The sequence below is a fragment of the Marilutibacter maris genome (genome assembly GCF_006546735.2).
In the GTDB taxonomy this organism is placed as follows: domain Bacteria; phylum Pseudomonadota; class Gammaproteobacteria; order Xanthomonadales; family Xanthomonadaceae; genus Marilutibacter; species Marilutibacter maris.
In genome coordinates this window covers 1-13,073 of sequence record NZ_VICD02000219.1, presented here as the reverse complement: position 1 = coordinate 13,073, position 13,073 = coordinate 1, and the positions used below count along the sequence as shown (strand labels likewise).

The window sequence follows — 13,073 nt, the reverse complement described above, 5'->3', positions numbered from 1 at the left end:
TTGGCGCAGCGTCAGTCGACGCTGCGGCCATCCACCTCGACAACGAACTCCTCAACATCCCGGCCATCGCATTCGATGTCGTAGACAAGGCGCCGCTCGCCGGATGCCGCTACTGCAGCCTGTTCCTCATCGAAGGTGAACGTCACTAGCCCTCCTCGCCGGTGGGTCGTCAAGGCTCTGCCCCTGAACATCACACGGAAGGAAGGCGCGGAATCGGGAACCATGATCCAGAACGCCGATTCGCCATTCGGCTGCCTGTTGAACGCAATGCCCCCGGAGATCCGACGCGGCCCCCCGCGCAGTACCGGGATGGAGCAAGATCCATCCTCGGCCGGCATCGCCGCTGCCGGATCCTGCCCCAGCTGCAGCGCGTCCAACCCGTGGGCATGCCTGAAATCCGCCGAGTAGATCGACAGGGCATTGTTCCGCAGGAGGCTCATCGTGCGCATACGCACCTCCGGAGCAGCCTTGCAGATCGTAAGGATCTGCGGGCATGCCACCTCCTCTCTGGTGGCGGGTTCACGCCCCAAGGCCGCGAGAGACTCGGCAGCACCCCGGGTGTAGTCCTGCACGTACTTCGCACTTCTCCACGCAAAAAGGGACAGGAGAGCCTGCAACAATACCAGTGCGATCACGCCCGCGATGCATGCACGCCAGGCCCACACCGATCGGGCCACGCCCCCATTGATCCCGTTCGCCCTGTTCCCGCTGCCCGCAAACATCAGAATGAGGGCCAGAAGGTTCAGCTGATAAACGACGACATAGCGTGGCTGATGGAAATAGTCCGCCCCAAAACTCGATGCGCGCGAAAGCGCAATGCCAAAAATCGTCGCGTAGAAAAAGAGCATCATCGCTACAGAGATCACGAGCACGCTCGAACCCGGTCGCTTGGTACGATCGAAAGCTCGCCACCAGAAACCGATGTGCAACACCGCCAGAGAGATGGCGATCATGAACTCGACAGGCACCGCCCAGTCCTTGAACAGGCGATCGAGATGCTCCCTATGCACAAGGGAGTCGGACAGCGGCACGACAACCGCCTTCCATCCTCCGGAGCCCAACAACATCTCGAACATCGCGCCGAGCGACCCACCGGCCGCATCGGCTGCACCATTCCCTGCCGCCAGATGGAGGAACAACCGGGCGAGCGCAAGCCCCAATCCACCCACGATCGCCATGCGCAGTGCGGTGATGGGAGCACGCCAGCCATCCCTGACGGCCACGCCGCAGATCAGGGCGACGAAGGCGGGGAGGGCAAGCTCATCTATCAGAACCCCCAAGGTGAAAGTCAGCGCACACAGCACCGTGAGCCGACCCGCTCCTTCGGAAAAGCGGGGCGCGGCGATCCAGTAGCTCACACATGCCAGCAACGATATCCATGCCAAGCTGACGAGAGACCAGGTGTAGATATTCGTCGCATTAAGCGAAAGACCGACCAGGAAAATCGATATGGCGCCGATGCCGCAACGAAGCTTCCCTGCTATCCCGCTGTCCGATATCGAACGGCACAGCACGTGCGCCAGCAGAGCGCAGCTGACTACGCCCAGGACGACGCCAACCATCGCCTCCATGCGAAAGTCCAGATCCCCTGCATAGAGGTGGACAAGCAGAACGATCCTATGCAACGGCTGGGAATGATCGCCGGCACCACGTTGCGCGAAGAAGTCCAGATATCCCAGATTCCCGTCAACGGCCTTGCGGACGAAGGTATCAATGAAATACCAGGCGTCCGCCGAAGGAACCGGAATTGCGTTCGCATAGGTAAACGCTAGCGCGTTGACAACGGCAAGCACACAGGCAAGAAAGGCAACGAGTCTGACGCGTGGCATCTAGGCAACCCATGGTCGACGGTCGCTCATTGTCCTAGCGCCGACTCCCACCGCGCAAGCCGGCAACCGCTCTCCAACGGGCTACCCGATGATATGATCGCCCCCAGTCCACGCTCGATACAGATAGGCGCCCGCAGGAGCTTTCGATCAACGGGGCTGGCGCTTTAGGCGGGGCATGTGACCGATTCGTTCCGATCGCCGAACGCTCCGCTCCGGTGCCCAGTCCTGGACTCGGCCGACAGAACCGCCTGGCAACGAGAGCCACTCCACCAATGACTCGCCCTGATTCCGGCTCCCCGCCCCAGCCCACCGCAGCTCACCATCTCCCTTGGGGCGCGTCCGCGCGCGAGTGGCGCGACGCCCTGGCGATGAACGACCTCTGGATCAACCTGGCACTTGAGGACCTGCGTGACCGTTACCGCAGAACCGCGCTGGGCCTGGCCTGGATCGTGGTCTCATTCGCCCTGTTCGTTGCGGTCAAGGTCGCGATATTCGGCCAACTTTCCAGTGTGCCCGCGGCTGAGTTTGGCCTCTTCGTGACCCTGGGCTTCGGGCTATGGACGTTCATCAATTCAACGATGACCGACGCCTGCACCGCATACACTCATGCACGCCACTGGATCCTGGGCACGGCAACGCCCTACCCCGTGTACATTCTTCAAAGCGTGGCGCGGAACATCATGACGTTCATGCTGGTGTTCCTTGTAATGGTGGCGGCGCTCGCTCTCAAGCCGTCGCTTTGGAGCCCGACCATGCTTTGGGCGATTCCGGGCTTGCTGGCCTACGCACTATGTTCGGTGTGGCTGACGGCGCTGCTGGCACCGCTTTGCGTCTACTATCGGGACCTTCATCATGCCGTACAGACCTTCATGCGGCTCTTGTTCTTCGCGACTCCCATCCTGTGGCTTCCGTCGACGAATGGAATGCTGGCGTCGATTGCAGTCTGGAATCCGGCTTCCCATTTTGTGGCCATCGTTAGAGAGCCGTTGCTGTACGGGAATGTCCCGCTGGACAGCTGGCTCGTCGTAGCGGGCATCAACCTGGCGGGACTTCCTGCCGGCATACTCGCCTATGCACGCTCCCGCTCCAGTCTTATCTTCTGGATCTGACATGTACCTGCGCGCCGATTCCGTGAGTTTGTATTTCCCGGCAAAGGGAATCGATACATCCCATTCCTCATTGCATGGAGCTGAGCACCCCCGGTTGGGAGGTTCTCCGGTTCGTTATAACGGCGGGACATGGATTCGGGCACTCGACAACATCAGCCTGTCCCTCACCTCTGGCCAGCGCCTGGGCCTGATCGGCCACAACGGGTCGGGGAAATCGACACTGCTGCGTACACTTGCCGGCCTGTATCACCCTCAGCGTGGCCAGGTGACTTCCCAGGGACGCGTGTCTGGCATCTTCAACATGACAATCGGGTTCCGGCAGGAAGCCACAGGTTATCGAAACATCGTTCTCAAGGGTCTCATGGCGAGACGGTCGCGACGCGAGATCGACGCCGTCGTCAGTGAGATCGCCGACTTTACCGGCCTGGGGCCCTATCTGGACATGCCCCTGCGCACGTACTCGCAGGGCATGGCGCTTAGGCTCGCGTTTGCGATCACGACGACATTCGCGCATGACATCCTGATCATGGACGAGTGGATCGGGGCCGGCGACGCTGAGTTCCAGGAAAAGGTCGTCAATCGCATGAACAGCGTGCTGGAAGCAGCGCATATCTGTGTCGTCGCTTCGCACAACAACTCCCTGTTGCGTCGAGTCACCGACGAATGCCTCTGGCTGGAGGACGGACGCATCAGGGCATACGGCTCCACCAGCGAAGTACTGGAAGCCTACGAGGACGAGACTCGATCGCAGCGCCTGCTGCTAGAGGAAGCGTCCAGGCAACCACGGCTTCCGATTCCGGACGGGGTGCTGAAGCTCCGCGAGCTCCCCTGCACTTCATCGCCCGACCCCGCATCCACCAAGGTCCAACTGATCTGGAATGTCGCCAGATTCAACGTGTCCCGCACGCGATTGGCAGTGCGGCTTGCCAACGGTGAGGAGAAGTTGATCGGCACAGGCCCCGCGGACGGGGAGCGCACGCTTGGCGCGTGGATCCGCGCAGGCATGGAATTCAGGCTCTACGACGACTTTGACGGCGAGCTTCTAGGCAGTGTGACGACGTCCCAGGACGCATAGCTTTCACGGATGCACCCGCGCCCGCGATCCGGGAACAGACATGGCATCGCGACACCAACGATTGCCTGGCAAATGAACGCGATGCGTGAACGGTATGATGCCCGCGACATTCGCACGGCAAAGCCCCCCCATCAGCGCGACCTGCCCGCGGCGACGAAGCCAGGTCACTTAGGGGGACGGAACTAGATCACGCCCAAGTGCTCAAGCTGACTCCTGATGCGGTACCGGGCATGGCGTCGAGCGGTTACCTCATCGGCATATCGAATCGCCTCGTCCGCCAGGACTCCCCAGATCTCGCTTTCAGACAACAGCGTTACCAGATGGCGAGCCAGCTCAGCCGGTGAGTCGCCAATCAGCACATTTTTATCCGGCGTCAGCTGCATGCCCTCAGCCGCGATCGTCGTGCATACCACGGGAAGACCCTGGGCCAGACTGGACGCGACCTTTCCTTTCGCGCCGGCGCCGTATCGCAACGGAGCCACCGAAACCCGACGCTTTTCCAGGAACGCATCCAGGTTGTCGACGAAGCCGACAAACTCGACATTCCTCTCGGCTCCGAGCGCAATCACTTCATCCGGCGCATGGCTTCCGACGATATAGAGGACTTCATCGGGACGCTCTTCGAGCACCAGGGGCCACACTTCGTTGACAAGCCACAACGCGGCATCGACGTTCGGCGGATGCCGGTAGCCCCCTACGAAACAGACACCTTCACGACCTTCCAGCCCCACCGGCGTGAGCACGGGGTCGTGCACCAGGGGAAACAGACTCGAGCAGCTGTCCGGGCACTCGTCTCGAAGCAAGTCGAGCTCGACGGTGGAGTGCACAAGTGTGCAGTCAACGCTCTTGACCACTCCCAGCTCGCGACTGCGGGTCTTCAGCGCCTGTGAAATCGCCGCCCGGTCCTGAGCCAGCTCGGCCTCCCGCATCTCCCTGAGAAAGTGCATGTCAGCGTTGAGAAACATGACCTTGGCCTGCGGGAACTGTCTCCGCAGATCGTGCAGGTGCGCCTCGGCCACCTTGTAGCGATGCAGGAAAATCACGTCAAAAGGATCATGACGGGCCCCAAGGAAGTCGGCCATGAAGGAATACGAGGGGTGATAGATCGTCTCGATGCCGATTCGCTGAAGGCGCGCCGTATCGGCGCCCATGTGCGCGAAATTGTCCTCCGGGATGAAGGTCACTTTGAACCCATGATCGAGGAACGACTGCATTACCTCCCATGCTACGACCGACCCGGCGTCCGCATCAGGTGTGGGCGTCACGTGATCGATGAAGAGGACACGATGCCGAACACTCCGTTCCTTCTCAAACTCGGGCTCCTGCGCATTGGCGCGATGTCCGGCTATCACCGCCTGCCAGCGCTGCGTGAGCTTCTTGAGATTTTCGACCTGATAGGCCTTGGCACCCTGACTGGTGTCGGTGCCGGAGGTCACACCTTCGAAATGGATGATCTGCGATAGCGGCTGGACGACGGTGCGAAGTCCCTGGTCGCGCACGCGGAACGCCAGATCCGCATCCTCGGCATAGGCGGGAGCGAACAACTCATCAAATCCGCCAAGCCGCTGCCACAAGTCCCTGCGAAGCGCGATAGAGGCGCCCGACACGTAATCGGTGTCGCGCAGATAGCAATATTCCGGCCTGCGCGGATCGTCGAAGCGACCGAAATTCCAAGCTGACCCGTCGTTCCAGACGATCGCGCCACACTCCTGCATGCGACCATCCGGGTAAATCAACTTTGAGCCAACCAATCCAATCGCTGCGTCCGCAAGCAGGCAGTCGATAAGCTCGTCCAGCCAATTGGGTAGAACAAGCGTATCGTTGTTCAGAAATACGATAAATCTTCCGCGCGCGTGGGTGGCCGTCGCATTGCAGTTGCGCACGAATCCGAGGTTATCCGCGTGCCGCACCACGGTAACTCCCGGCATCTCGATTGCAAACGCCGCACCGGTGGCATCACTGGAACCGTCGTCACCGATCAGGACCTCGAACGAGTAGCGCGTTCGATGAGATATCAGGGAATCCAGACAGGCAAGGGTAAAGCGAGCCTGATTGAATACCGGGATCACGATCGAAACTTCCGGGCGGTAGCGGTCGATCGACGACAGCGGTATGCGCTCCGCAATTTCCCTCGCCCATGCGCAGGCCTGATCTTCATCGAGCGTTGTGATTGCTGCGGAACGCACCTCACTCACATCGACGGGAAGTCCGAAGCCACGGACACGAGCAGCCACCTCCATGGCTGCGGCGCCGCCAAACTCGGCATCCAAAAACTTCCGCAGCCCTTCATGGAAACCACCATCGGCACGCGCATCACCCCCCGCCGCCAAGGACGTCACGCCAAAGCTCTCGGGGCGCGGCAGACTCAGTTGCCTGCCACGTCCGAGTACGGCGCGAATCGGCCCTGCCAGCACTCGACGCCCCAATCGCGCAGCGCCGCGAAATGGCCGCGTCAGCGCCCAACTCCGGCTCGCGTAGATCCGGTCAAGCTGACTTCTGTACCCATCCCTCTCGAAAATGATCGCATCGCGCTGCGAACTGACACGATCAAGGCGGACGAGAGCATCTTCATGCATGCCACACAGCTCCGAGTGCTGGCTCAACACATCGTCCAGTTCCGCTCGAGTTGCTGCATATCTGGCTTCCGTATCGACGACAAGCGCCTCGGTCTCTGCAAGCTCATTCTTCAAGTCGAACAGGCTGCTACGCAACTGTTCCCGATCGATCTTGACGCTCGCACGCTCGTCCAGGACGCCTTGGGTACGGGCATCTACATCGTCCAGGACGTCGCAGAGACTCTCGACGAATGCGTCCGAAGCTTCGATATGCGCGAGCAGTTCGTCCTTCGAGCTCTCCAGAGCTTCGACACGCTCCATGATCCGGGTTTCGCTTTTCTCCAGTTCCCTGCACAAATCCAGAAGCTTGTCCCTGTCTTTCTGGAACTCGTCGCGTTGGCCGACGACTTCCCTAAACTTTTCTTCCATGGCATCCAGCGTTTGAAGTCGCGCCGTCAGCTCATCGCGGTGGTCGACGATCTGTCGGAATTTTTCCTCCACGGCTTCCAGCGCGTGAGCTCGCGCCGTCAGCTCGTCGCGCTGCCTGAGCACTTCGTCGCGCTGCTTGAGCGCTTCATCGCGCTGCACCGCCGCAATCGCGAGCGTACCCTGCGAGTCCTCGAACATGGCGTGAAGCTCCTTCTCACGCGATTCCAGGAAGTCAATCCGCGCTGCCATTCGCTGCATGCGCAGCGTTCTTTCCGCAAGCACAGGCGCGTACAGCGCACTCAACGACTCCAGTTCGGCGAGCACGGGCGCAACATCCGCCACGGGCTCGCCCGAAGCGCTCGCCTTCAACCATTCCCATAAGGCGTCGGCCATTCCCTGCAGGGCTGGCGGAATCCCGCCAACCCGTGTTTCAGCCACCCCGGCGCCCGGCTGGAGAAACATCTCGATCTCCGCGGCCGCCGCTGCCCCACCCCGGGGCCACTGGAACCCATGCTGGACGGCGATACGATCGGTTGTGCCGCGCCAATCACCGAGCAGTTGCTCGTAGGTGATGAATGTCGCGTCGTGCCGGCAACCAAACGCGATGCTTTGCGCCGCATAGGAGTTGTACAGAATGACACCGGCGGTCAATGCGGTTCCATCCCTCCTACGCAGCGATTCGGCCACTTCGAGATAGGGGCGCATGATGACGACGACCACCGTCTCAATACCCAGACGAACAAGAACCTCGTTCCAGAACTCGGGAAGCAGAGTGCAACGAGGATCCTTGAGAACGAGCAGCTCAGCATCGCCATACTCGCTCTCCACGATCCCGGCCGCCTCTTGGTAGAAACGTTCAGGAATTGCGCCATGAGGGGATATCTGCTCTGCAGCGAACGGGTCGTTCCATTCGACGCCAAAGTAGGCAAGAAGGCGATCATTAAAGTCGACGATCGCACGAGGCTCCCAATACCCAGAAGGGTTACCCTCATTGGCCGGCATCAACTCATTTGGCAGTTCCGCTCCGCGTATCGACAAGACTCTTGCCAATGCCGAGGTGCCAGCCCGATGCATGCCAAGCACAAGGACCGCCCGACGGGAGATCCGGGACGATACACCTTTCTGCTCTATTCTTGGATCGAGGCTCATTAGGTTGCTCGAAAGTCCGGGAGAGATCGAGGACTCAGTCAATCAGACAAGAGTTTTTTCGTGGCAATAGTCGAGAAAACGACGTTCAAGAACGGCTTCGGCTTCCACGTCGGGTTGCCGCTGGACTTTCTTCTCGACGATCTGTCCGTAGAGCGCCTCCGCGGTCTGGAATGCCCTCAGGTCACGAAGCCTCTGCAGAGTTTCCTCTCGCCTGGCGTCGACTTCGGACGAATTCAAGCGATGCTTCAGCGGAAGCAGACAGGCCGGATCGAAATCTTCCCCCAGGAACTCGAGAATCTCGGCGAGCAACTCCTCGGGCTCCTGCGCAATCCGATGGAAGTCCGCACGAAACACCCTGGCATTTCCAAATGCACGCTCCGCGAACCAGGCGTTCTCCGTATGCTGGATCCAGGTTTCCAGCCCCTGGGTGAGAGGCTGCGGGTCGGCGCCCACGGTCGCGAAGCCCTCCAGCGAGGTCACCACCTCGTGCGGCTGACGCAGGTTGTGGATGAAGCGCGCCTCCGGAAACATCTGCGCAAGAATCCAGATGAACTGCGAATTCATCGGCGTGCCGTCGATCCAGCGCTGCTTCGCGTCGTCGACAGAGCGCAAGATCTGTAGATTCGGGTTCGGATGCCTAGGATTGACGGACAAAACGCCGGTGGTCCTGTAGTCGCCGTAGAAGCGTTCACAACGAACCGCGAATACATCGCGGACTATGGCATCAACGGATTCACCGACCCGTCGCATGAACGGCTCCAGTGGGTAATCGACGTTCGATAGGTGAGAGAAGCGCTCCCGCTCCGATCCCTTCAGGTATGAGAGATAAGCACCCACGCCGTAGCTCGCGATCCACGCGGTTTCCGGCATCGGCTGGATGTTCGGATGCTGCCCGAGAGCCCAGACCATGGCGGAAGTCGCCGAGCGGGGCGCACCGATAATGAATACTGGTTTTGTTTTCTTGTTCGTTTCCATACCGTTTTCGTAATTTCCTCACTGACTACCGAATGCCGGGGACTCTCCTCCGACATCGCCGTCCAACACCCGCTCCAGTTCGTCGCGCAGGTCCTGGATATCCTCCACCCCCACGCTCAACCGCACCAGCGCGTCGCTCAGGCCCAGCCGCTCGCGGCGTTCGGGCGGCACCGAGGCGTGGGTCATGATCGCCGGGTGGTTGACCAGGCTCTCGACTCCGCCGAGGGACTCGGCCAGGGCGAACAGCTCGGTGCGCTCGCACAGGCGCCTGGCCGCGTCCACCCCGCCCTTGAGCACGATGCTGATCATGCCGCCGAAGCCGTCCATCTGGCGCTTCGCCAGCGCGTGCTGCGGGTGCGAGGCCAGGCCCGGGTAGATGACCTTGTCGATCGCGGGATGGCTTTCCAGCCACTGCGCCAGCGCCAGCGCGTTGTCGCAGTGCGCCTTCATCCGCAGGTGCAGGGTCTTCAGGCCACGCAGCGCCAGGAAGCTGTCGAACGGCCCCTGCACGGCGCCGACCGAGTTCTGCAGGAAGGCCATCTGCTCGGCCAGCTCGGCGTTGTCGCCGACCACCGCGATGCCGCCGACCATGTCCGAGTGACCGTTGAGGTACTTGGTCGCCGAGTGCATCACGATGTCGGCGCCCAGCTCGAACGGGCGCTGCACGATCGGCGAGCAGAAGGTGTTGTCGACCACCACCAACAGGCCATGGCGATGGGCGATCGCGGCGATCTGCTCGATGTCGACCAGCTTCAGCATCGGGTTGGTCGGGCTCTCGATCCAGACCATCCGGGTCTCGGGGCGGATCGCCGCCTCGAACGCGGCGGCGTCGCTGAGATCGACCCAGCTGACCTCCAGCCCGGCGCTGCGGCGACGCACGCGCTCGAACAGGCGGTAGGTGCCGCCGTAGACGTCGTCCATCGCGACGACGTGGCTGCCGGCGTCGAGCAGCTCCAGGATCGTCGAGGTCGCGGCCATGCCGGAGCCGAACGCGAAGCCGCGGCTGCCGCCTTCCAGCGCCGCGACGCAGCGCTCGTAGGCGAAGCGGGTCGGATTGTGGGTGCGCGAATACTCGAAGCCCTGATGCTCGCCAGGGCTGGCCTGTACATAGGTCGAGGTCGCGTAGATCGGCGTCATCACCGCGCCGGTGCTCGGATCGGGCGCCTGCCCTGCGTGGATCGCAAGGGTGCCCAGACCGGGCCTGCGCGCTTCGCCGTCCGGATGTCGTTGTGTCATTGCCTGTTCCCGCTGCGGGGCCATGCCCGCGGGCACGGCGACCGCTAAGTTTACCTCGGCCATCCGCACATCGGCACCCGCCGGAACGCTGGTATTCAGCTATCCCGGTGGGTGAAATGTGATGTCAACGGCATGTGAATTCCACGCCTGCGACGCCCGTCACTGCACCCGCCGGCGCAGGTAGTTCAGCAGGTCGATGCGGGTGATCAGACCGACGAAGCGCTCGCCGTCCATCACGATGGCGACATGGCCACGGTCGAATATCGGTAGCAGCGACTCGATCGGAGCGCCGACCTGGACCTTGTCCAGCTTGCTGACCATCGCGGTGGAGACCGGGTCGCGGAAGCGCGCCTCGTCGCCGTAGACGTGCAGCAGCACATCGCTCTCGTCGACGATGCCGACCAGGACGTCGCCGTCCATCACCGGCAACTGGGAGACGTCGTACAGCTTCATCCGCTGGTAGGCGGTGACCAGCAGGTCGGCGGGACCGACCACCACGGTGTCGCGCTGCGCGTACGGCCGCAGGATCAGGTCGCGCAGGTCGCCGCTGGGCTCGCGCTCCAGGAAGCCGTTGTCCAGCATCCAGTAGTCGTTGTACATCTTCGACAGGTACTTGTTGCCGGTATCGCAGACGAACACCAGCACCTTCTTCGGCTCGGTCTGCTCGCGGCAGTAACGCAGCGCCGCGGCCAGCAGGGTGCCGGTCGAGGAGCCGCCGAGGATGCCCTCCTGCTCCAGCAGCTTGCGCGCGGTCAGGAAGCTCTCCTGGTCGCTGATCGCATAGGCCTTCTTGACCCGGCTGAAGTCGGAGATCGTCGGCAGGAAGTCCTCGCCGATGCCCTCGACCATCCAGCTGGCCGACTTCTCCGACAGGGTGCCGCGGTTGACGTACTCCTCCAGGATCGAGCCGACCGGGTCGGCCAGCACCAGCTCGGTGTGGGGCGAGTGTTCGGCGAAGCACTTCGACAGCCCGCTCATCGTGCCCGAGCTGCCGCAGCCGAACACGATCGCGTCCAGCCCGCCGACGTCGGCCATCTGCGCCAGGATTTCCGGACCGGTGCCGTACTCGTGCGCGGCCGGGTTGTCGGGGTTGCCGAACTGGTTGATGAAATAGGCCCCCGGGGTCTCGCGGGCGATCCGCTCGGCCATGTCCTGGTAGTAGTCGGGGTGGCCCTTGGCGACATCGGAACGGGTCAGCACGACCTGGGCGCCCATCGCCTTGAGATTGAAGATCTTCTCCCGGCTCATCTTGTCCGGGACCACCAGGACCAGCTTGTAGCCCTTCTGCTGCGCGACCAGGGCCAGGCCGATGCCGGTGTTGCCGGCGGTGCCCTCGACCAGGGTGTCGCCGGGCTTGATGTCGCCACGGGCCTCGGCGGCCTCGATCATCTTCAGGCCGATCCGGTCCTTGATCGAGCCGCCTGGATTCTGCGATTCCAGCTTGAAATACAGCTCGCAAACGCCGGTATCCAGGCGCTGGGCCTTGACGATCGGGGTGGCGCCGATCAGTTCGAGTACGGAATCGTGAATGGCCATGCGGGTCGCCCGGTCTCCTGAGGCCGCGTCGCTGCGGCGGGTACGGGAATTCTAACCGGCGGACCGGCGGCGCCGTGCCCGGGCGCGCCACGCGGGCGCGGCGATGGCATGGATGACGGGGATGGGAACGCAGATCGGGGCCGGACAGCCGCCGCGGCTGCGGATGCAGCCGCGGCGGCTCCGGGTTCTGGGCAGCGGCACCGACGAGGAGGCGCCGCCGCCCGGAAAACACGCTTCGACGTCGCCCCGGCACAGGGGCGATGCCCGGAGTCGGCCGGGCACCGTCCGGGCATCAGTGCTGGGCGTCGTACATCCGCAGCAAGCGATCCTTGGCGGCGAGCTTCTCGCGTTTCATCTGGTTCAGGGTGACATCGTCGATCGGCAGAACGCCCAGTTCGGCGTCGGTCACCTTCTTGTCCAGCAGCTTGTGACGCTGATACAGCTGTTTGAACTCCGGATCGGCCTTCATCAGCGCCTCGATCTCGGGCTGCGGCTGCTCTTCGAACATGGAAACCTCCTTCAGCATTGCGGGGGATTACGTCCGGCCGGGGCCGGGCTGTCAGGGAGGGCCTGCAAACGAAAACGCCCCGACCAGGGGTCGAGGCGCGTCACGCAGGTCAGCGATGTGGCCCGGCAGGGGATGGATCAGGACGAGGCATCCTTGTCGACCCTGTCCGCACGTCCCCGCCGCGGCCCTGAACAGGGCTGCGGGGGTCGACGGAGAGGGCGTCTGCTTCATCGGGCCGGGCTCGTCACCAAGCGGATGGAGGCCGCTTGGATATATGACCCTACTCCTCGCCGGAGCCGCCGGCAAGCACCGGTGGATGAACGGAACCGGCATGCGCCACGGCCACCGGACCGGCCCCAAACCCAACCCCAAGCCATTGACGCCCAAGGAAAAATTACGGAACGACCACCTCGACACGATTGCCGCCGCCATCGGAGACGCGCAACTGGCCGGCGGCGATCCCCGCGGCGACCAGGGCATCGCTGACCACGCTCGCGCCCTGCCCGGATACCCGCACCGTGCGGTTGCCGGACAGCGCCTGGATGTAGGCCGCCAGCGCCCGGACATGGCCGTCGCCGGAGCCGCTCAGGGCCGAGCGCCCGGACCGGAACGCATCGCCGGACAGGGTGAACACCTCGCCGCGGCGCTCGCGCCGGACCGGCGGCAGCTTGG

Annotated in this window: 8 protein-coding genes and 1 pseudogene; 2 read left to right on the top strand and 7 right to left on the bottom strand. The window is 62.7% G+C overall.

Going from position 1 to position 13,073, the window contains the following annotated elements; all coding sequences use genetic code 11:
• Nucleotides 1-11: 11 nt before the first annotated feature.
• Nucleotides 12-1,829 carry a hypothetical protein gene (locus FKV24_RS12850; protein ID WP_141482651.1) on the bottom strand — a complete coding sequence of 606 codons (1,818 nt, stop codon included), beginning with the start codon at nt 1,827-1,829 and terminating at the stop codon, nt 12-14.
• Nucleotides 1,830-2,197: 368 nt separating this feature from the next.
• On the opposite strand from FKV24_RS12850, the gene FKV24_RS12845 reads away from it, so the two are divergent.
• Both FKV24_RS12845 and FKV24_RS12840 read left to right on the top strand, forming a co-directional pair.
• Entirely contained in the window at nt 2,198-2,938 is a 741-nt protein-coding gene (locus tag FKV24_RS12845; RefSeq protein WP_170288302.1) for an ABC transporter permease, read from the top strand.
• A 1-nt stretch (nt 2,939) separates the two neighbouring features.
• Nucleotides 2,940-4,013 (top strand): ABC transporter ATP-binding protein, encoded by a 1,074-nt coding sequence (locus FKV24_RS12840; RefSeq protein WP_141482649.1) that lies wholly within the window; start codon nt 2,940-2,942, stop codon nt 4,011-4,013.
• Between the two features lie 182 nt (nt 4,014-4,195).
• On the opposite strand, the gene FKV24_RS12835 is transcribed toward FKV24_RS12840, so the two are convergent.
• The 6 genes and pseudogenes from FKV24_RS12835 to FKV24_RS19325 form a co-directional block, all read right to left on the bottom strand.
• Nucleotides 4,196-8,146 carry a glycosyltransferase gene (locus FKV24_RS12835; protein WP_141482648.1) on the bottom strand — a complete coding sequence of 1,317 codons (3,951 nt, stop codon included), beginning with the start codon at nt 8,144-8,146 and terminating at the stop codon, nt 4,196-4,198.
• 42 nt (nt 8,147-8,188) lie between these two features.
• Entirely contained in the window at nt 8,189-9,121 is a 933-nt protein-coding gene (locus tag FKV24_RS12830; protein WP_141482647.1) for a sulfotransferase family protein, read from the bottom strand.
• Nucleotides 9,122-9,139: 18 nt separating this feature from the next.
• Nucleotides 9,140-10,357 carry a cystathionine gamma-synthase gene (locus FKV24_RS12825; protein WP_141482646.1) on the bottom strand — a complete coding sequence of 406 codons (1,218 nt, stop codon included), beginning with the start codon at nt 10,355-10,357 and terminating at the stop codon, nt 9,140-9,142.
• A 159-nt stretch (nt 10,358-10,516) separates the two neighbouring features.
• Nucleotides 10,517-11,893: a pyridoxal-phosphate dependent enzyme gene (locus FKV24_RS12820; protein WP_111265576.1), complete on the bottom strand. Its 1,377-nt coding sequence runs from the start codon at nt 11,891-11,893 to the stop codon at nt 10,517-10,519.
• A gap of 292 nt (nt 11,894-12,185) precedes the next feature.
• The gene (locus FKV24_RS12815; protein WP_111267946.1) at nt 12,186-12,401 is read right to left on the bottom strand and encodes an HP1242/YdcH family protein; all 216 of its coding nucleotides are present in this window, start codon (nt 12,399-12,401) and stop codon (nt 12,186-12,188) included.
• Nucleotides 12,402-12,795: 394 nt separating this feature from the next.
• Nucleotides 12,796-13,073: pseudogene (locus FKV24_RS19325) on the bottom strand (hypothetical protein); the annotation flags it as partial.